This window comes from Thermocatellispora tengchongensis, from assembly GCF_014202315.1.
Classification (GTDB): Bacteria; Actinomycetota; Actinomycetes; order Streptosporangiales; family Streptosporangiaceae; genus Thermocatellispora; species Thermocatellispora tengchongensis.
Window position 1 is genome coordinate 206,836 of the sequence record NZ_JACHGN010000002.1, and the last position, 20,040, is coordinate 226,875.

Annotated in this window: 15 protein-coding genes; 8 read left to right on the forward strand and 7 right to left on the reverse strand. The window is 73.7% G+C overall.

Going from position 1 to position 20,040, the window contains the following annotated elements; genetic code table 11:
* The first annotated feature begins 79 nt into the window (after positions 1 to 79).
* The 4 genes from HNP84_RS04305 to HNP84_RS04320 all read left to right on the forward strand — a co-directional run bounded on the left by HNP84_RS04305 (position 80) and on the right by HNP84_RS04320 (position 6,690).
* Positions 80 to 2,227 carry a fibronectin type III domain-containing protein gene (locus HNP84_RS04305; RefSeq protein WP_185048028.1) on the forward strand — a complete coding sequence of 716 codons (2,148 nt, stop codon included), beginning with the start codon at positions 80 to 82 and terminating at the stop codon, positions 2,225 to 2,227.
* A gap of 295 nt (positions 2,228 to 2,522) precedes the next feature.
* Positions 2,523 to 3,476: an AAA family ATPase gene (locus HNP84_RS04310; protein WP_185048424.1), complete on the forward strand. Its 954-nt coding sequence runs from the start codon at positions 2,523 to 2,525 to the stop codon at positions 3,474 to 3,476.
* A gap of 11 nt (positions 3,477 to 3,487) precedes the next feature.
* On the forward strand, positions 3,488 to 4,609 hold the full coding sequence (locus HNP84_RS04315) for a DUF58 domain-containing protein (RefSeq protein WP_185048029.1): 1,122 nt from the start codon (positions 3,488 to 3,490) through the stop codon (positions 4,607 to 4,609).
* The gene (locus HNP84_RS04320) at positions 4,606 to 6,690 is read left to right on the forward strand and encodes a transglutaminase TgpA family protein (protein ID WP_185048030.1); all 2,085 of its coding nucleotides are present in this window, start codon (positions 4,606 to 4,608) and stop codon (positions 6,688 to 6,690) included. Before HNP84_RS04315 ends, HNP84_RS04320 begins: the two co-directional genes overlap by 4 nt.
* A 246-nt stretch (positions 6,691 to 6,936) precedes the next feature.
* Here the strand turns inward: HNP84_RS04320 and HNP84_RS54725 are convergent, their stop codons facing one another.
* Both HNP84_RS54725 and HNP84_RS04330 read right to left on the reverse strand, forming a co-directional pair.
* Positions 6,937 to 8,745, reverse strand: a complete 1,809-nt coding sequence (locus HNP84_RS54725; RefSeq protein ID WP_221335854.1) for a serine/threonine-protein kinase — start codon at positions 8,743 to 8,745, stop codon at positions 6,937 to 6,939.
* Positions 8,746 to 8,792: 47 nt separating this feature from the next.
* A complete protein-coding gene (locus tag HNP84_RS04330; RefSeq protein ID WP_246517846.1) occupies positions 8,793 to 9,506 on the reverse strand; it encodes a M50 family metallopeptidase in 714 nt (237 codons plus the stop codon).
* 78 nt (positions 9,507 to 9,584) lie between these two features.
* On the opposite strand from HNP84_RS04330, the gene HNP84_RS04335 reads away from it, so the two are divergent.
* Both HNP84_RS04335 and HNP84_RS04340 read left to right on the forward strand, forming a co-directional pair.
* Positions 9,585 to 10,505, forward strand: coding sequence for an amidohydrolase family protein (locus tag HNP84_RS04335; RefSeq protein ID WP_185048032.1), 921 nt, complete (start codon positions 9,585 to 9,587; stop codon positions 10,503 to 10,505).
* 77 nt (positions 10,506 to 10,582) lie between these two features.
* Positions 10,583 to 11,719 carry a magnesium and cobalt transport protein CorA gene (locus HNP84_RS04340; RefSeq protein WP_312923698.1) on the forward strand — a complete coding sequence of 379 codons (1,137 nt, stop codon included), beginning with the start codon at positions 10,583 to 10,585 and terminating at the stop codon, positions 11,717 to 11,719.
* Positions 11,720 to 11,722: 3 nt separating this feature from the next.
* Here the strand turns inward: HNP84_RS04340 and HNP84_RS04345 are convergent, their stop codons facing one another.
* Positions 11,723 to 13,132, reverse strand: coding sequence for an MFS transporter (locus HNP84_RS04345; protein ID WP_185048033.1), 1,410 nt, complete (start codon positions 13,130 to 13,132; stop codon positions 11,723 to 11,725).
* Positions 13,133 to 13,215: 83 nt separating this feature from the next.
* On the opposite strand from HNP84_RS04345, the gene HNP84_RS04350 reads away from it, so the two are divergent.
* Positions 13,216 to 13,689 carry a MarR family winged helix-turn-helix transcriptional regulator gene (locus HNP84_RS04350; protein ID WP_185048034.1) on the forward strand — a complete coding sequence of 158 codons (474 nt, stop codon included), beginning with the start codon at positions 13,216 to 13,218 and terminating at the stop codon, positions 13,687 to 13,689.
* An 87-nt stretch (positions 13,690 to 13,776) separates the two neighbouring features.
* On the opposite strand, the gene HNP84_RS04355 is transcribed toward HNP84_RS04350, so the two are convergent.
* Positions 13,777 to 15,993, reverse strand: coding sequence for a thiamine pyrophosphate-dependent enzyme (locus tag HNP84_RS04355; protein ID WP_312923703.1), 2,217 nt, complete (start codon positions 15,991 to 15,993; stop codon positions 13,777 to 13,779).
* A 195-nt stretch (positions 15,994 to 16,188) separates the two neighbouring features.
* Here HNP84_RS04355 and HNP84_RS04360 point away from each other — a divergent pair, with 195 nt between their 5' ends.
* Positions 16,189 to 17,220: a hypothetical protein gene (locus tag HNP84_RS04360; protein WP_185048036.1), complete on the forward strand. Its 1,032-nt coding sequence runs from the start codon at positions 16,189 to 16,191 to the stop codon at positions 17,218 to 17,220.
* A 58-nt stretch (positions 17,221 to 17,278) separates the two neighbouring features.
* Here the strand turns inward: HNP84_RS04360 and HNP84_RS04365 are convergent, their stop codons facing one another.
* Genes HNP84_RS04365 through HNP84_RS04375 form a run of 3 tightly spaced genes read right to left on the reverse strand, consistent with a single transcriptional unit; the run spans position 17,279 to position 19,682 of the window.
* On the reverse strand, positions 17,279 to 18,133 hold the full coding sequence (locus HNP84_RS04365) for an ABC transporter permease (protein WP_185048037.1): 855 nt from the start codon (positions 18,131 to 18,133) through the stop codon (positions 17,279 to 17,281).
* A 15-nt stretch (positions 18,134 to 18,148) separates the two neighbouring features.
* On the reverse strand, positions 18,149 to 19,135 hold the full coding sequence (locus HNP84_RS04370) for an ATP-binding cassette domain-containing protein (RefSeq protein ID WP_185048038.1): 987 nt from the start codon (positions 19,133 to 19,135) through the stop codon (positions 18,149 to 18,151).
* Complete coding sequence (locus HNP84_RS04375) at positions 19,128 to 19,682, reverse strand: PadR family transcriptional regulator (protein WP_221335855.1); 555 nt, start codon at positions 19,680 to 19,682, stop codon at positions 19,128 to 19,130. Before HNP84_RS04375 ends, HNP84_RS04370 begins: the two co-directional genes overlap by 8 nt.
* Positions 19,683 to 20,040: the final 358 nt, after the last annotated feature.

Here is a 20,040-nt window from a genome sequence, read left to right on the forward strand (position 1 = left end):
ATCGCGGGCACGCTAGGGTGACCCTCGGTAAAACGGGGACAAAGCGAGAGTCAAGGCACGGGGTGAGTCAAGGGTGAAGGTGCCCAGGCCACGGGGTGATCGGGCAACGGCCCTGATCGCGACCGCCGTCGTCGGCGCCCTCGTCGCGGTCGCGGCGGTGTTCGGGGTGGGGATCTCCAGCGCCAACCCCGCGCTCGCCGACGTGGGCGCGTGGTTGTGGAGCACCGGCCGCGGGTCGGTCGTGCACGCCAACGGGCTGTCGGGTGAGGTGGACGGGCGCATCGACGTGCGCGGCAAGGCGGGCACGTCGCTCAAGGTCGTCCAGGACGGCGCGACCGTGCTGCTCGTGGACGAGCGGACCGGCGTGGTCAGCCGGATCGAGCCGAGCCGCCTGGAGGTCACCCAGACCCGCGACTTCGCCACCGCCGGGCTGCAGTTCGTGGTGTCCGGCAAGGTCGCCTACGCCGTCGATCCCGAGGGCACGGTGCAGCGCATCGACCCCGCCACGCTCAACGCGATCGGCACGCCGCTGTCGCTGCCGCGCCCGCTCGGCGCCGCCGGCATCGACGGCGGCGGCGGGCTGTGGGTGCCGGTCTCGGCCGACGGCACCGTCGTACGGGTGCGCGACGGCGTGCAGGAGAAGGCCGTGCGGGTCGGGAAGGCCGGCGACCCGCTGGCGCTGACCATCGCGGGCGGCCTGCCCGTGGTGACCAACTCGCGCACCTCGCAGGCGACCGTGATCGGCGAGGACGGCAGCACCGGTGTGATCGAGCTGCCCGAGGAGGTGCGGATCGCCGGCGACGAGCCGGTGCTCTCGCCGCTGACCACCGAGGGCCCGCTCGCGCCGATCCTGGTGCCCGGCGCCGACGGCCTGGTGGTCGTCATCGACACCGACCAGCGCGCCCCGCAGAGCGTCAAGCTGTCCTCGGTGGCCGATCCCGACGCGCTCGGCGTGCCCGAGGTCCTGGGCACCAAGGTGTACATCCCCGACAGCCGCACCGGCGGGCTGATCGTGTGGGACAGCGCGACCGGCGGCGAGCCCACCGAGATCCCGGTACGCCGCGGCCCCGGCGAGCTGGACGTGTTCGTCAAGGACGGCCAGTTGTGGGCCAACGACCCCCACGGCGACCAGGCCGTGGTGATCGACGTCGAGGGCCGCAGGCACGGCATCGACAAGGACGACCGCGACGTCCCGGGCCCGAGCCGCACCCCCAAGCCGCTGCCGACGCCGAAGACCCGGCCGACCGGCGCGCCCGACCCGCAGGACACCCGGCCGCCCGAGCCCGACCCGACCACCCCGGTGGAGGAGGCCGAGCCCGACCCGGCGCCGACCAAGACGCACCGCAAGAACACCCCGCCGCCGCGGCCCACCCCGACGCCCACGCCCACGCCCAGCGCCACGCCGTCGGCGCCGCAGCCGCCCGGCACGGTGAGCGCCAAGTCCGGCCCGGGGAAGATCGATGTGATGTTCTCGCCCTCGACCGGCGGCAAGGTGGACCACTACACGCTCACCGTCTCGCCCTCGGGCGGCACGCTGACGCCGGAGCGGGTGGACGCCGAGGGGCCGTTCCAGTTCGAGTTCCGCGGCGGCGACTGCGGCACCGACTACACCTTCACCGTGGTCGCGCACTGGGCGGGCGGCGAGGTCGCCTCCGAGCCGAGCGCGGGCGCCAAGCCGTGCGTCGCGCCGGGGGCGCCGACCGGGTTCCAGGCCAAGGCCAAGAACCAGGGGGCCGACCTGACCTGGAACGCCCCGGAGAACGCCGGCGACGGCACGACGTACACGCTGTCGGGGGCCGTGAGCAAGGACGGCATCAGCGGCACCTCCTACAGCGTGACCGGGCTGAAGAACAACCAGAAGCACGAGTTCACGCTCAAGGCCAGGAACGCCGCCGGCGAAGGCGAGGGCACGGCCACCACCACGGTGGACCTCGCCTATCCCAGGGGGACCTACAAGAACGCCAACAACAACCAGGTGGACACGCTGATCCGGTCGGGGCCGTCCAAGACCGGCGAGATCGGGCGCATCCCCAAGGGCCAGTACATCTCGATCACGGTGATCTGCCAGGTGAAGGGGGCCTCCGTCACCGAGAGCGAGACCGGCGAGACCAGCGACGTGTGGAACCGGATCGAGTGGAACGGCGGCGTCGGCTACCTGAGCGAGACGCTGATGACCACGCCGAGGGGCGGCTTCCCCGCGGCGCCGCTGTTCCAGTGTGACGACTGAGAAGGGGGACTCAGTGAGCAGCCACTACCCCGACCACGAGGCGACCCATGCCGCCGCCGGGCGGTACGCGGCCGATCCCGGCCACGGGGGCGAGGGCGTGCCGGTCTCCTACGCCGCGCCGCAGGCCCAGCCCCAGGCGGCGTACGCGGGGGCGTACCAGAACCAGGGCTACCAGGGGCACCCCCAGCAGGGGCAGTACGCGCAGCAGCACGGCCGGCACAGCCAGCAGGCGCAGCACGCCCAGCAGGTCCAGCAGGCCCAGCACGCGCCGCAGGGGGCCGGGGACGTCGCGGCGCTGGCGGGGCAGTTCGCGCAGCGGTTCACGCTGCTGGCGCAGAACATCGAGCGGGTGATCCGGGGCAAGCGCGAGGCGATCGAACTGGCGCTGGTGTGCCTGTTCGCCGAGGGGCACCTGCTGCTGGAGGACGTGCCGGGCACGGGCAAGACCACCCTCGCGCGCTCGATCGCGGCCAGCGTGGACGCCCGGCTGCGGCGCATCCAGTTCACCCCCGACCTGCTGCCCTCCGACATCACCGGAGTGTCGATCTTCAACCAGGCCACGCAGTCCTTCGAGTTCCACGAAGGGCCGATCTTCGCCAACATCGTGCTCGGCGACGAGATCAACCGGGCCTCGCCGAAGACCCAGTCGGCGCTGCTGGAGGTCATGGAGGAACGGCGGGTAACCGTGGACTCCGCCTCGCACCCGGTGCCGCGGCCGTTCCTGGTGGTGGCCACGCAGAACCCGGTGGACATGGACGGCACCTACCCGCTGCCCGAGGCGCAGCTCGACCGGTTCCTGATGCGGATCTCGGTCGGCTACCCCGACCACGCCGCGGAGGTCGAGGTGCTCAAGGGCATGCCGACCGGTCCCCAGGTCGAGCAGCTCCCGCTGGTGGCGCGGGCGTCCGACATCGCCGGCATGATCGACTTCGCCACCCGCATCCACGTCGCCGACCCGATCTACGACTACGTGGTCGCCCTGGTCGCGGCCACGCGCACCTCGCCCGAGATCCGCCTGGGCGCCAGCCCGCGGGCCAGCCTGGCCCTGGTGCGCGCGGCCAAGGTCAAGGCCGCCGCGGCCGGGCGCCACTACGTCGTGCCCGAGGACGTCAAGGCGCTGGCCGTGCCGGTCATCGCGCACCGCCTGGTGCTGACCCCCGAGGCCGAGCTGCGCGAGCGAACCGGGGCCGCGCTCGTCTCCGAGATCGTCGCGGGCCTGCCCGTGCCGCAGGCGTTCGCCGGGGTGTAGGGGGCGCGGCGATGCTGACGCCACTCGGCTGGGGGACGATGGCGGTCTCGCTGGCGCTGTACGCCGCCGGCTTCCTGCTCGGCTATCCCGAGCTGGCCGTGCTCGCCACGGGCGGCGCGCTGGCCCTGGCGTCCGCGTTCCTGTGGACCGCGCCCAAGGCGAGCCTGGAGGTCTCCCGGGAGGTCACGCCGCTGAAGGTGCCGCGCGGCGACGCCGCCGTCGCCGTGCTGCACGTGCGCAACACCGGGCGGTGGGCGCTGTCCGGCCTGCGCGCCCGCGACAGGTTCGGCGAGACCGAGCAGAGCGTGGACGTGCCCCGCCTGCCCAGGCGCTCCTCCCGGACCGTGACGTACCCGCTGCCGACCGGGCGGCGCGGCGAGATCCCGGTCGGGCCGCTGCTGCTGGTGCGCGCCGATCCGCTCGGCCTGACCCGCCGGGTCAGGGAGTACGGCGAGCCGGCCACGCTGCTGGTCCGCCCGCGCACCGCCGACCTGGCCGTCCTGCCCTCCGGCCGGGCCCACCACCTCGACGGCCCGACCAGCGACAGCGCGCCCGCCGGCACCGCGACCTTCCACACCCTGCGCGAGTACGTCGTGGGCGACGACCTGCGGCACGTGCACTGGCGCTCCAGCGCTCGCACCGGCACTCTCATGGTCCGCCAGCTTGTGGACGCCAGCCTGCCCACGACCACGGTGGCGCTGGACACGCGGGCGGGCGCGTACGGATCGGAGGACCGCTTCGAGCTGGCCGTGGACGTCGCCGCGTCCGTGGCCGTGGCGGCGGCCCGCGCCGGCTTCCCGGTGCGGGTGCTGTCCGGCGAGGGCGTGCTGCTTGAGGGCGCGGGCGGACGCGGCGACGCCGAGGCGGTGCTCGACCGGCTCGCCACGGTGACGGCGGGTGAGCGGGGCGCGGCCGAGGCCGTCCGGCTGGCGCGCGGCGGCGGCGCGCTGGTGATGGTGACGGGCGACGCCCGCGACACCGCGTCCGCGTCCGCCGACCGCCGCCGCTTCGACCGGGTCGTCTGCCTGAACGCCGGGTCCGCCGGCGCGGTGCCCGCCGCTCCCGGCGTGACCGTGCTCGACGTGCCCGATCTCGACGCGCTGCCCGCTGCCTGGCGCGGGGCCGCCCGATGACGGCCGCGCGGTTCGCGGTCGCGGCGCTGCTCGCGGGCGCGGCGGGCTGGGCCTTCCACCGGGTGTTCGACGCGCGGGCGCTGGTGCTGGTCGTGGCGGTGGCCGCCACGGTGCCCGTGCTGGTCGCCGCGCTGCTCCGCTCGCGCCCGCTGTGGCTGGCGCTGCTGGCCGGCCTGCCGCTGTGGTGCGCGGGCGCGGCCCTGGCCGTCTACGGCACGGTGGCGCCCGCCGTACTGGCCCGCATCCCCGCCGACCTCGCCAACTCCTGGCAGGCCCTGCTCGGCACGCTGCTGCCCGCCCCCGCCGAGCCCCGGCTGCTGATCCTGGTCTACACGCTGGTGTGGCTGGCCGCCGTGACCGGCGCCGAGCTGGTGGGGCGCTCGCGCACCCGCGCGGCCCCCGCACTGCCCGCGATCATCGTGTTCGGGATCGCGGTGCTGCTCGGCGTGGGCGGGACCGGCTCCAACCTGCCCGTCGCCGCCGTGCTGCTCGCCCTGACCGCGCTGCTGTCGCTGCTCGGCGACCGGCTTCCCGCGTTGTGGCTGGCGGCGGGCGTACCGGCGGTGGGCGCGCTGGCCGCGCTGGCGATGCTGGCCGGGCCGCTGCTGCCGCTGGCCCGCGAGCCGTACGACCCGAGGGCCGACGCCGTGCCGCCCCAGCCGGTGCGCTTCGACGCGGTCAGCCCGCTGGACCGGATCTCGGCCTGGCTGCGGCGGCCGGAGACCGAGCTGTTCACCGTGCGCTCGCGGACCCCGCTGAACTGGCGGCTGGCCGTGCTCGACCGCTACGACGGCGTGCGCTGGACCTCCTCGGCCAGGTTCGTGCCGACCGGGGGCCGGGTCCCGCCGGGGGAGCGCACCGGCAAGGCGTACGACGTGGAGCAGACCGTCACCGTCAAGGCGCTGCGCGACCGCTGGCTGCCCGCGGCCGAGCGGCCCACCTGGGTCAGCGGCCTGACCGGCGTGGTCACCGACCCCGACAGCGGCGCCCTGGTCGCGGGCGCGAAGACCAGCCAGGGCCTGACCTACCGGGTCACCTCCCGGATCGAGCAGCCGACCAAGGAGGAGCTGCGCGCGGCCACGCCGTCGGGCGACGCCGCGCTGCTGCACGTCCCGGCGGGCCGGTACGAGCAGGAGTTCCGCAGGCTGGCCCAGCAGGCGACGCGCGGGGCGACGCTGCCGTACCGGCAGGCGGAGATGCTGGAGGAGTTCCTGCGCGGCTCGGCCAGGTACGACATCACCGCCCCGCCCGGCCACTCGCTGCCCAGCCTGGACTTCTTCCTGCGCGAGACCCGGCGCGGCACCTCCGAGCAGTTCGCCGCCACCTTCGCGCTCATGGCCCGCACCCTCGGCCTGCCCACCCGGGTCGTGGTCGGATTCCGCCCCGGCACGCAGGAGGGCGGCGTCTACAAGGTCACGACCGGCGACGTGATCGCCTGGGCCGAGGTCCGCTTCGCCGGGCTCGGCTGGCTGGCCTTCGACCCCACCCCGCCGCGCAGCGGCGAGCAGAGCCGCCACGACGTGCCCTCGGCGGTGGAGAAGGAACGCCGGCGGCTGGACCAGGAACTCGGCGAGGTCACCGCCGACAAGCCCCGCCCCAGCACCAAGCCCACGCGGCGGCCGGACAGCGCGCCCGAGGAGGCGGGCCTGCCCGGCTGGGCCCTGGCCGTGCTCGCCGTGGCCGCGCTCGCGCTCGCGTACGTCGCGCTGGCGCTGCTGCTGCCCTGGTGGCGCCGCCGCGCCCGGCGCAACGCCGGCGACGCCGGGCTCCGCGTGGCCGGGGCCTGGCGGCAGACCTGCGACGACCTCGGCCTGACCGGCGAGGACGCGCTCACCGCCCAGGAGGTCGTACGCCACGGCGACGAGACCCACGGCGCCGACGTGGCCGCCCACCTCGCCCCCTTGGCCGACATCACCAACTTCGCCCGCTACGCCCCCGACGGGGCAGGCCCTCACGACGCGGAGGAGGCGTGGCGCCGCAGCGACGCCGTCCACACCCTGCTCCGCCGCCGCACCCCACCCCTACGCCGCCTGACCCGCCGCCTCCACCCCCGCACCCTCATCCCACCCCGCCCCCGCTAGGCCGGGGACCAGTGGGGCGGTGGCGCGCCGTCCCACTCCCCCCGCGCTGAGGCGGGGGTGGGTGTTGCGTGCCCGCCCTGCTCCTGCGCTCCTGATGCGGGGGCCGGTGGCGTGTGCGTTCCACCCCGCCGCCTCGCCCCACATCGCCCCGGTGCGGGCGGGGCCCGTCTCACCGTGCTCCGGCTAGGGCGGGGCCGGAGGGCCGGTGGTGGGCCGTCCCGCTCCGCCCGTGCTGGGGGCACGCGGTCAGTGGGCGACGGCGCCGCGGATGCAGGCCGGGCGGGACCAGGCGGTGGTGGACTTCTCGCCGATGCTGAGCGGCACCCCGACCACGAAGCAGTAGCCGGTCTTTGGGCGCAGGCCGACCACGGTCGCGCTGGTGGCGCCGCGTTCCAGAACCGTCGTCTGCTGGCCGTCGGCGGGTTCGCGCTGCAGGATCAGCGGGTAGCGCCGGGCCGCCGCGGGCAGTTGCCAGCGCAGCGTGACCGTGGTCCCGTTGTCGGCCACCGCGCGCACCCGGCGCGGGGTGAGCGCGCGTACGGCGGCCGGATCCACCGACTCGCTCGGCCGGGCGGCCTCGCTGGTGGCGGCCGTCGCGGTCGGGCCGGGGTCACCGGTGGACGCGGTGGCGCCCGAGCCGCCCTGCCCGGCGACGAACACGGCCACGCCGATGCCCGCCCCGGCCAGGCCGGCCACGGCCATGCCCACGACGAGGTGCAGCCGGAACCGCGACTGCCGCGCCGACCGGGCCGCGGCCCGTGTCCCCTCGGCCCGTCCCGGTCCCGTCACCGCATCGGCGGGCGAACGGCCCGGCCCGGCGTCCGTGCGGGGCCGCGCCGGCACCCGCGGGGTCGCCTGCGGGTCGGGCCCGCCGCCCGGGGCGTACGCCGGGGCATGCGCCCCGCCGGGTTCGTACGCCGGAGCCTGTGCGCCGCCGTCCGCTCCGTACGCCGGGGCGGCGTGCGCGTTGCCGCCCTGGCCGTACGGCTGCGCCGGGGCCTGCGGGCCACCGGCCGGGGCGTACGCCGGGGCCTGGCCGCCGGGGGCCCAGGGGGACGGCGGTGGCGGGGCGGGTGGGGCGGGCGGGGGCGCCGGGAAGGGCGCGGGCACGGCGACGGGGCCGCCGTCGAGTGTCGGGCGGCCGTCGAAGGGTGGGGGCGCGGCGGGGGAGCGGTGGCCGTCGGCGACGGGCGGGTTGCCGGGGCCGCCGATCAGGTCGGTGGCCGGGAGGCCCAGCTCGATCTGCAGGGCCTGGAGGTGCCGGGCGAACTCCCGCGCCGTCGCGTACCGCTCGGCCGGCTCCTTGGCCATCGCGCGCAGGATCGCCTCGGCCACGCCGGGAGGCACGTCGCCGCGGCCGATGGGCGGCGGCGGGCGGCTGAGCACGCGCAGCATCAGCGGTGCGATCGACGGGTCGCTCGGGTCGTGGAAGGCGGGCTGGCCCGCGAGCAGGTGGTAGAGCGTGGACCCGAGGGAGTAGATGTCGGAGGGGACGCTGTGCTGCTGCCCGCGCAGGATCTCGGGCGCGGCGTGCAGCGGCGTGAAGGCGTGCGATGAGGCCGACACCTCGGCCATGTCCACGACCCGCGCCACGCCGAAGTCGGCGATGGCCGGCTCGCCGTACTTGGAGATCAGGATGTTCTGCGGCTTGATGTCGCCGTGCAGCACCCCCGCCTCGTGCACCGCGGCGAGCGCGCCCGCCAGCTTCACGCCCACGCGCAGCGCGTCGGGCACGGGCAGGGGCCCCTCGCGGGTGAGCCGGTCGCGCAGCGACCCGCCCTCGAAGAACTCCATCGCGATGTACGGCCGCCCGCTGCGCGTCGTGCCCGTGTCGAAGACCGTGACCACGTTGGGGTGGCCGGTCAGGCGGCCGGTGAGCTTCAGCTCGCGCTGGAAGTGGCGCAGCGTGCGCTGGTCCACCCGGTCCACGGAGAGCACCTTCAGCGCCACCTGGCGGTCCAGGCGCTCCTGGTAGGCGCGGTACACCACGGCGAAGCCGCCCTGCCCGGCCTGGTCCAGGACGTGGTAGCCCGCGACCTCCTCCACTGGCTGCACGCTGTCGTCTCCCCTGTGTCCCCGTTCGCCCAGATCTTAGTGGTGTGTCAGATGAGATCCAGTGGCCACGGGACCATGAGCACCGTGCCGGCCACCAGCGACGCCCCGGCGACCAGCAGGAAGAAGAAGATGTAGAACCCGGCGGGCAGGAAGGTCAGCCGGGCGAGCTGGTCGGCGTCGGAGTCGGGGGCGCGGTTGCCGCGCCGCTTGCGCTGCAGCTCGAAGATCGGGCGTACGCCGCCGAACAGCAGGAACCACACGGCGGCGTGCGCGCACACCGCCTGGAGCTCGTCGGTGGCGAACCACGACAGCGCGAACACCGCGCCGCCGGTGGCCAGCAGCGAAACCACGCCGAACAGGTTGCGGATCAGCAGCAGCATGCACGCCAGCAGGACCAGCACCAGCCATAACAGGATGCGGACGTAGCCCTCGGAGACCAGCCAGGCGCCGCCCAGGCCGAGCAGCGACGGCGCGACGTAGCCCGCCAGCGCGGTGAGGATCATGCCGGGGCCGGTCGGCTTGCCGCGGGTGAGGGTGACGCCGGAGGTGTCGGAGTGCAGCCGGATGCCCTGCAGCTTGCGCCGGGTCAGCACGGCCATCAGCGCGTGCCCGCCCTCGTGGGCGATGGTGACGAGGCCCCTGGAGATGTGCCAGGAGGTGGAATACGACACGACCCCCAGGGCCGCCAGCGCCGACAGCAGGATCGCCCACGTCGGGGGATCCTGCTGGGCCGTGGTCAGGTGGGCCCACACCTCGTTCAGCGACTCCATCGGCTCAAGCTTGCCCGAAACCTGACCGTCCCGCGACCTGGAGCGTACGCGCGCGGTTATCGTCGTCGCATGGGGTCGGAACAAGGTTCGGTGCTCAGGGAGGACGCCCAGGTCAGGGAGTGGTGTGCCGGGCTCGGGCTGCCGGGCCTGGCCGACGCGCACGTGCACTTCCTGCCCGAGCGGATGGAGCGCCGGGTGTGGCACCACTTCACGCACGGCGGGCCGCTGATCGGCGACGGCTGGCCGATCACGTACCGCTGGCCGGTGGAGCGGCGCGTGGCGCGGCTGGCCGAGATGGGCGTGCGGGCCTTCCCCGCCCTGGCGTACGCGCACCGGCCGGACATGGCGGAGAGCCTGAACGAGTGGACCCTGGACTTCGCCCGCCGGACGCCCGGCTGCCTGCCCTCGGCGACCTTCTACCCCGAGCCCGGGGTGGCGGCGTACGTGCGCCGCGCGCTGGAGGAGGGCGCGGTGATCTTCAAGGTGCACCTCCAGGTCGGCGCGTTCGACCCGCGCGAGGAGGAGCTGGACGAGGTGTGGGGCCTGCTCGCCGAGGCCGGGGTGCCGGTCGTGGTGCACGCCGGCTCGATGCCGGTCCCCGGGCGCTGCACCGGCCCGGTGCCGATCGGCGAGGTGCTGGCCCGCCACCCCCGCCTCGCCGCGGTGATCGCGCACATGGGCATGCCGGAGTACGCGGAGTTCCTGGCCATGGCGCGCGGCTTCGAGCGGGTGCGCCTGGACACCACCATGGCCTTCACCGACTTCGCCGCCGCCGTCGCGCCGTTCCCGGAGCCGCTGCTGCCCCTGCTGCGTGATCTCGGCCTGGAGGGGAAGGTGCTGCTCGGCAGCGACTTCCCGACCATCCCCCATCCGTACGCCCACCAGTTGCACGCCCTGGAGCGGCTGGGCCTGGGCGAGGACTGGCTGCGGGCGGTCTGCTGGGGAAATGCCGCAGAGCTGTTCGGATCGGACGTCCTGGCTAAACTCTGACCGGGTGCGAGGCGACGGGCACGGGTGGGCACGGCGGATACGACGGGCACAGCGGGCACGACGGAAGGGGGCGTGGCGTGGCGGAGCGGCGCGGCGTACGGTCCTTCCTGCGGGGCGGCGGGCGCAACGACGTGCGGCGCGAGGCGCCCGAGCGGTCCATGGACCCGCGCGCCGAGGAGCTGGGCCCGATCCAGCCGAGTGTGATCGACAACGCCCTGTACGTCGACGGCCGCCGCGTGGCCACCCCCGCCTCGCTCGCCGACGCGTTCGAGAGCCTGAAGAACACCCCGGGCAGCATGGCCTGGATCGGCCTGTACCGCCCGAAGGACTGGGAGATCGCGAAGGTCGCCGAGGAGTTCGGGCTGCACGACCTGGCCGTCGAGGACGCGATCGTGGCCCACCAGCGGCCCAAGGCCGACCGCTACGGCGAGACCCTGTTCGTCGTGCTGCGCGCGGCCCGCTACCTCGACGAGACCGAAGAGGTCGACTTCGGCGAGCTGCACATCTTCCTCGGCCCCAACTTCGTCATCACCGTCCGGCACAGCGAGGCGCCCGACCTGTCCACGGTGCGCCGCCGCATGGAGTCCGACCCGGAGCTGCTGCGCCAGGGGCCCCAGGCGGTGCTGTACGCGATCCTGGACGCGATCGTCGATGGCTACGCCCCGGTGGTCTCCGGCCTGCAGAACGACATCGACGAGATCGAGGTGCAGGTCTTCAGCGGCGACCCGGCGGTGTCGCGGCGCATCTACGAGCTGTCCCGCGAGGTGATCGAGTTCCAGCGGGCCACCCGCCCGCTCCTCGGCATGATCGACGGCTTCATCGCGGGGTCGGCGAAGTACGGCGTGGACGAGGAGCTGGAGAGCTACCTCCGCGACGTCGCCGACCACGCGATCACCGTGGTGGAGCGGGTGGGCGGGTTCCGCCAGATGCTGCAGGACATCCTCGTGGTGAACTCGACCCTGGTCGGGCAGGCGCAGAACGAGGAGGTCCGCAAGATCACCGAGGCCAGCTACGCGCAGAGCGAGGAGGTCAAGAAGATCTCCGCGTGGGCGGCCATCCTGTTCGCCCCGACCCTGGTCGGCACGATCTACGGGATGAACTTCGACCACATGCCCGAGCTGCACTGGGCGCTGGGCTACCCGCTCGCGCTGGTGCTGATGGGCCTGGTCTGCGTGACCCTGTACGTGGTGTTCAAGCGCCGCGACTGGCTCTGACGGCTACGCGTCCGCCAGGGCCGGCTCGGGGGCGGCGGCACGGGCGTACCGGGCGAATCCGGCGGCGAAGAGGGCGGCCACGAGCGCGCCGGCGGCGGCCACGGCGAGGCTGACCTCGTAACCGGTGACCGAGGGGACGGCGCTGCCGGCGGGGGTGTGCGCGGCCAGGATCGCGGCGAGGACCGCGCCGCACATGCTGCCGCCGACGACCCGCATCAGGGAGTTCACGCCGCTGGCCACCGCGGTCTTGGCCGGCTCGACGTGCTGGACGGCCATGGTGCCGAGCGCGGCGTAGGCGGCGCCGATGCCGATGCCGAGCAGCGTGGTGGCGGCGTACATGTCGAACTCGCCGCGGTGGAAGGCCAGCAGCCACAGGTCGGCGGCCCCGACGACGAGCGATCCGGTCGCCACGAGCGTGGGCGCGCTCAGCCGGCGCATCATGCGCCCGGCGAACAGTGAGATGACCAGCATGAGCATGGTGGTGGGCAGCAGGTAGACGCCGACCTGGAGCGTGGTGCTGCCTTGGCTCTGCGCGAACCCCGACATGGTCGTCATGCTGAGGAACAGGGTGAAGCCGAGGATCAGCCCCGATCCGGTGGCGCCGAGGGTGCCGCGGTGGGTGAGCATGGGGATCTCGATCAGCGGTTCGGCGACGCGCCGCTCCACGGCGACCCAGATCACGGCGATCACCGCCGAGAGGGCGAACAGGCCGAGCACGGCCGGCGAGGTCCAGCCCCACGAGCCGCCCTGGCTGATGGCGAGCAGCAGCGCGGTCAGGGCGAGGGTGAGCAGGATGGTGCCGGGCAGGTCGGGCCGCCCGCCGGGGGCGGGGGCGGGCTCGCGCACCAGGAGCGCGACGACCACGGTGATGACCAGCGCGACGGCCCCGGTGACCCAGAAGACCGCACGGTAACCGCCGGCGACCCCGGCCAGTATCATTCCTCCACCGCTGCCGAACCCCAGCGTGGCGCTCAGCACCCCGATGCCGGTCGCGAGCTGGTGGCGGGGGAGCGCCTCCCGGGCGAGCCCGATCGACAGCGGGATGAGCGCGGCTGAGAATCCCTGGAGCACGCGGGCGGTGAGGAGGCCGGGCAACGTGGTGGACACGCCGCCGATGACCGAGCCGATCACGAGGAGCCCGAGCGCGATGAGGACGACGCGGCGGCGGCCGTACATGTCGCCGAAGCGCGACAACAGCGGGGTGGCCACCGCTCCGACGAGCAGGCTCGCGGTGAACGCCCAGGTCGCGGCGCCTACCGAGGTGCCGAGCGCCTCGGGCAGGGTCGGCAGCAGAGGAACCATCGCACTCTGCTGCAGCGCGGCGGTGGCGGAGGCCACTGCGAGCGGTACCACCACCAGCCACGGGTTGCGGACCTTCGCCGCGGGCCGTTCCGGTGAGACGGTGAGCTGCATGAGGAGGTTCCTTATGTAACTTAGGTAGGTAACCTTGCAGGAGACGACGATACTACATACCTAACTTAGGTAGGCAAGAGGTTATGGCGGCTGACATCGACGCCGTGGGCGACGCGCTGACCCGGCTGGTACGGGTGCTGAAGTCGGGCCGGCTGCACGACTCGCTGGTCAATCAGGCCGGTGTGCAGATCGACCGGCCCGGGCTGGCCATCATGAACGTGCTGCGCGACGCGGGGGAGCCGCGCCGCATCGGCCAGATCGCGGCCGAGCTCCAGGTCGAGGGCCCGCACATCACCCGGCACGTGGGCCACCTGGAACGGCGCGGCTACATACGCCGGCTGCCCGATCCCGCCGACCGCCGGGCCTGGCTGATCGAGCCCACCGACGCGGGCCTGGAGGCCATGACCCGCTGCCGCACGATCTCCTCGGCGTGGCTGCGCGACGTCGTGGCCGACTGGCCCGAGGAGGATCTGCGCGAGCTGACCCGCCTGGTGCCCCGCCTCGCCGACGCCCTGGAAGCCAACGTGCGCGCCAGGACCGCCGACCCCGCCTCCTGACGGCCGCCCTTACGGCACAGTGGCCCCGACGCCCGCCTTCAGGCGCGTCCGCCTCCTGACGTGCGCGCCTTGCGGCGGATGGGCTGGTCAGCCCAGCATCTTGCGCGCGGCCATCTCGATCTCTGCCTCCGACAGCAGCACCCGGTTGGCGGCCTCGCCCAGCGGCACGAAGCTGTCCTGCGAGGTCACCCGGGCGATCTGCCCCTCGAAACCCGCGTCGAGGAGTTCGGCGATCACGCCCTCGGACACCCCGCCCGTGCGCCGGGTCTCATCGGCGATGAGGACCTTGCCGGTCAGCTCGGCGGCGCGCAGCAGATCCTCGGTGGGCAGCGGCGCCAGCCAGCGCAGGTCGAGCACCCGGCAACTGTAGCGCTCGGCGGTGAGCCGGACCGCGGCGCGCAGGCTCATGCGCACGCCGTTGCCGAAGGTGACGATGGTCAGGTCGCGCCCGTCGCCGTAGCTGCGCGCCCGGCCCAGCGGCACGTGGGTCTCGTGCCAGCGCGAGGGCGGCGCGTACGGCGCCAGCCAGCCGTTGTCGCCGTCGTCGAACAGATCCCGGGTCGAGTAGAGCGCGATCGGCTCCAGGAACACGCACACCGAGCCGTCGGCGCGGGCCGCCGCCAGGCAGGTGCGCAGCATCGCCGCGGCGTCGTCGGGCCGGGCGGGGGAGGCGATGACCACGCCCGGGATGTCGCGCAGCGCGGCCACCGCGTTGTCGTTGTGGAAGTGGCCGCCGAAGCCCTTCTGGTAGGCGTAGCCCGGCACCCGCACCACCAGCGGGTTGCGGTAGGCCCCCCGGGAGAAGAACGACTGCGTGGCCGCCTCGCCGCGGATCTGGTCCAGCGCGTTGTGCAGGTAGGCGAGGTACTGGATCTCCGGGACCGGCAGCAGGCCCGACACGCCCGAGCCCAGCGCCAGGCCCAGGATCGCCTGCTCGTCGAGCAGCGTGTCGAACACCCGGCCCGCGCCGAAACGCTTCTGCAGCCCGCGCGTGACGCCGTACACGCCGCCCTTGCGCGCGACGTCCTCGCCGAAGACCAGCATGTCGGGGTGGGCGGCGAGCGCGTCGGCGAGGGTGCGGTTGATCGCCTGCGCGAGCGTGAGCGGCCCCTCCTCCTCCGGCAGACTGGCGCCGAAGGCGCGGTTGCGCGCCGCGGGCTCGGCCGCCACCCGCACCAGCTCGGCCACCCGGCCGGGAGTGCGCGGCGCGAGCGGCTCCATGACCTCGCCGGCCGAGGTGAGCTTCGGCCTGCGCGTGCTCTCCATGGCCATCTTCAGCACGTGCTCGCGGGTGGTCTCGTAGCGGGTCAGCAGCTCGTCGGGCGTGGTCAGCCCCGAGCGCACCAGCAGGGCCGCGGTGGCCAGCAGCGGGTCGCGGGCGAGGTCGGCCTCGATCTCGCGCTTGGTGCGGTAGGCGCTCTCGACGTCGGAGCCGGCGTGGCCCATCAGCCGCACGGTCCTGACGTGCAGCAGGACGGGGACGCGGCGCTCGCGTACGAGGGCGGCGGCGCGGCCGGCGGTCTCGTACAGGCCGCACAGATCGGCGCCGTCGGCGGTGAGGTACTCAAGGCGCGGGTGGTGCCCGGCGCCGATCCAGCCCTCGGGGGTGCGCACGCTGATGCCCAGGCCGTTGTCCTCGCACACGAACAGGATCGGCATCGGCAGGCCCTGGTAGGAGCCGTACGCGGCGGTGTTGAAGCCGGTCAGCGCGCTGGCGTGGTTGGCCGAGGCGTCGCCGAAGCTGCACACCACGATCGAGTCGTCGGGCCAGCGGCACGGCACGCCCAGCTTGCGGGCCCGCTCGATGGCGAAGGCCACCCCCACGGCGCGCGGCAGGTGGCTGGCGATCGTCGAGGTCTGCGGGATCACCGCCAGGTCGGGGTGGCCGAACACCTTGTGTCTGCCGCCCGCGATCGGCTCCTCGCTGGAGGCGGTCAGGCCGAGCAGCACGTCGCGCAGCCCCTCCTCGGGCAGCCGCCCGGCCATCGCCGACCTGGTCAGGTAGAACCCGCCCGAGCGGTAGTGCAGCAGAGCGGGGTCGGTCGGGCGCAGCGCAGCCGCGATGGCCGCGTTGCCCTCGTGCCCGGCGGAGCCGATCGTGTAGAAGCCCTCTCCCTGCTCGCGCAGCAGCCGCGCCGCGATGTCGAGCAGCCGGCTGCCGAGCTGGTGTTCGTACAGCTCAAGACAGCGCCGCCCGGTCAGCTCGGTGCCCGGTGCGACCGGAAGGGCGGGGTCGCGCGGCGGGCACGGCTCCAGCGCCGCGAGCGCCTCGGTGAAATGCGTCTCAACAGTGTCGCGCGCCACAAGGCCGATTATGTCGCCAGGAGGGCGGCCCCGTCTTGCGCCCGCCGACATCCGTTGTGGAGCGGTCCTATTCGACAGTCATGAATGACAGTTTGTCAGGATTACCAACGGTTTACCGCTCTGAAACGTCTACTTGGTAGTGAGACGTGGCACCCTCATGCCGCGTTCCGACCTACGGGGAAGGATCAGAACCGTATGTTGCGACGCATCCAGGCCGCGGCCGTCGTCGTCGCGGTGGCCGCCGGGGCACTGGCCCTGGCGCCCCCCGCGACCGCGCGGGCGGCCCCAGCAGTGAACGAGGTGCAGGTCAACCCGAATCCGGTCGTGGTGACCGGACCGGCGGTCAAGACGACGTTCACCGTGCTCACCACCGGGGCGGGCAGGGCCGAACTCCAGATCAAGCCGCCGGGCGCAGGCGTCTACACCAAGCTCGACCTGACGCCGCAGCCGCACGGGCAGCAGACGAAGTGGACCGCCACCAAGGACTTCGGCAGGTCCAGCAAGGCCGGCAAGTGGACCTACCTGGCCATCGCCCACGGCGAGGGCGAGGCGTCCAAGACCGGCGAGTTCACCGTCAAGCAGGTCTACGACACCAGGATCGCCCGCTTCGACGCCTCGCCCGACCGGGTGAGGAGGGGCGACACCATCGTCGCCTCCGGCCGCCTCCAGATCGAGGACCGGCACGGCTGGGACGGCTTCGGCCGCCAGAGCGTGAAGATCACCTTCCGGGAGCGGGGCGCCGACGCGTACCGGCACGTCGCCACGGTGACGACCGGGCGCGGCGGCTGGTTCAGGATCGGCGTGCGCGCCGAGGCCACCGGCTGGTGGCGCGCCGAGTACGCCGGCGGCGACGACGCCAAGCCGTCGGTGAGCGACGGCGAGCACGTCCGGGTGATCGCCCCGCCGTCGAAGGCCGACACCCGAGTCTCCAGGTTCGACGCCTACCGCGAGCCCGCGAAGTACGGCAGGTACCTGTACTTCGGCGGCAGGCTCCAGGTGGCCGAGGACTGGGGCTGGGACGGCTACGAGTCCAGGGTCGCGCTGCTGTTCAAGGCCAGGGGCTCCCACAGGTGGGAGTACGTCAAGACGGTGCGCACCGATGACGACGGCCGGTTCTTCACCCGCGCCAAGGCGTGGCAGTCGGGGTGGTGGCGGGCCGTCTACCGCGGTGACTCCGAGACCCACGGCTCGGCGAGCAAGCTCGACTACGTACGCGTGAAGCGGTAGCCGGGCGGCGACCACCGGCGGCCCGGGGCCCAGCGCCCCGGGCCGCCTCGCGCCGGCGTCAGTCGGCGCGGCGGAACTGCGCGACGGCCACGCCGAGCAGCAGCAGCCCGGCCGCCGCGACCAGGCCGGCCTCCACCGCGATCGGCACCTGCCAGCCGAACCAGCTCACCCCCGGGTTGAGCATCGCGTTCACCTGGGGCGCCACGTCCAGGTGGGCGAAGACGGCCTGCCGCATCGGATCGACCGCGTACGTCAGCGGGTTCACCGTCGTCAGCACGTGCAGCCACGACGGCAGGTTCGCCAGCGGGAACATCGCGCCCGACAGGAAGATCATCGGCATGATCGCCATCTGCATGATGCCGAAGAACGTCTGCATGTTCTTCATCCGGGCGGCCAGCGTCACGCCGAACGCGGTGATCGTGAACGCGGCGAGGAACATCTCGGCCAGGAGCGTGACCATCAGCAACGGGTCGTACGGCACCCCGACCAGCCCGGCCATCGCCAGGATGACCACGCCCTGCCCGGTCGCCACGATCGCCCCGCCCAGGCACTTGCCGAGCACGATCGCGCCCCGGCTCACCGGGGCCACCAGCATCTCGCGCAGGAACCCGAACTCGCGGTCCCACACGATCGACCCGGCCGAGAACATCGCCGTCGAGATCACGGTCATCGCGATCATGCCGGGGTACATGAAGGTGCGGAAGTCGAGCCCCGGGATCGCCCCCGCCACCAGGGTGCCGAGCCCGGTCCCCATGATGAACAGCCACAGCACGGGCTGGAACAACATCGTCACCAGCCGGGTGCGGTCGTTGACGAACCGCAGCATCTCGCGGTGCAGCACCACCTTGATCGCGCGTACGTCGCGCGCCGCGCCGGGCGCGGGCACCCGGATCGGAATCGTCTCAGCGGTCATGACGGCCCTCCCTCCTCACCGGCGCGCCATCGCGCGCATCCACTGGTTCGCCCCGCCCGCGTCGGACTCCGCGTCGCGGATGGTCGTACCGGTGTAGGACATGAACACGTCGTCGAGCGAGGGCCGCGACACGCTGACCGACTTGATCGGCACGCCCAGCTCGGCGAACAGACGCGGCACGAACTGCTCGCCCGACGGCACCGCGAACGTCACCTGCCCCTCGTGCACCGCCGCCTCCACGCCGAAGCGCTCGCGCAGCGCGCCGATGGCCGCCTCGTCGTCGCCCGTCTGGATCTGCACCCGGTCCTTGCCCACGCTCGCCTTCAGGGCCTCGGGGGAGTCGATCACCACGATCTCGCCGTGGTCGATGATCGCGATGCGGTCGCAGTACTCCGCCTCGTCCATGTAGTGCGTGGTCATGAAGATGGTGATGTCCTCGGTACGGCGCAGCTTGTTGATGTAGCCCCAGATCGCCGAGCGCGTCTGCGGGTCCAGGCCCACGGTCGGCTCGTCCAGGAACAGCACGCGCGGCGAGTGCAGCAGGCCGCGGGCGATCTCAAGACGCCGCTTCATGCCGCCCGAGAACGTCATGACCTTGCCGTCCTTGCGGTCCCACAGCGCCACCATCTCCATGACCTGCCTGATCCGCTCGCCGACGAGCGCGCGCGGCAGGCCGTACAGCTCGGCGTGGAAACGCAGGTTCTGCTCGGCGGTCAGGTAGCCGTCCAGCGTCGGGTCCTGGAACACCAGCCCGATGTTGCGCCGGACCTCGTCCCGCTCCCTGACCACGTCGTGCCCCGCCACCAGCGCGGTGCCGCCCGACGGCCGGGCCAGCGTGCACAGCATGCTGATGGTGGTCGTCTTGCCCGCGCCGTTGGGCCCGAGAAACCCGAAAACCTCGCCGGGGGCCACCTCGAAGTCGATGCCCTTGACCGCCTCGACCTTGCCGAAGACCTTTTTCAGCCCCCGTACGGACACGGCCGATCCGCTCGTCTCAGTCATCCGCGCTCTCCGTCTCGTCCTCGGCCTCCCCGTCGTCCGAGAGGATCTCGAACATCCCCCTGCGGGTGCCGGCCAGCAGCCGCTTGGCCGCCGCCACCTGCCGGTCGTTCGCCACGTGCGTCAGGTGCACGAACGCCTCACTGAGCTGCCCCCACAGCAGCCGCAGCTCATGCCGGTCCTCCGGCACCGACCGCGCCACCTCGGCCCACGGCTCGCCCAGCTCCTCCGCCCGCTCCTCGACGTACGCCCGCCCGGCCTCGGTCAGCCGATAACGCCGGCTCCCGGCCACCTCCTCGTTCTCGACCAGCCCTTCGTCCTCAAGCTGCTGCAGCGCCGGATACACCGACCCCGGACTGGGCCGCCACAAGCCCCCGCTCCGCTCCCGGATCTCCTGAATGATCTGGTACCCGTTCCGCTCCTCCTCGGCCAGCAACACCAACGCCGCCGCCCGCACGTCCCCCCGCCGCACCCGCGGCGCGAACCCGGCCCCACCGAACCCCCGCTCCGCCGCCTCCGCGACGTACGCCATGTGAAACGCCCCCGGCATCCCAGGATGAGGCGGCAAAGGCGGCACCGGCGGCACCGGCGGCAGGGGAGGCGGTGGAGGCGGTGGAGGCGCGAACCCCATCCCCTCCGGCCCCGCCCCATGAACGTGCACGAACCCCACGTCCCCGGGCCCTCCAGGACGCGTCCCATGCCCATAGCCCGTGACATGCGCATGCGCCCCATAAGGCACCTGCCCCGCCGCCCCGGGTGGGTGCGGGTGCTCCCCCGCCCCGGGTGGGTGCGGTGGGTGCGGCCCGTGCCCCGCCGCCCCGGGTGGGTGCGGTGGGTGCGGCCCGTGCCCCGCCGCCCCGGGTGGGTGCGGTGGGTGCGGCCCGTGCCCCGCCGCCCCGGGTGGGTGC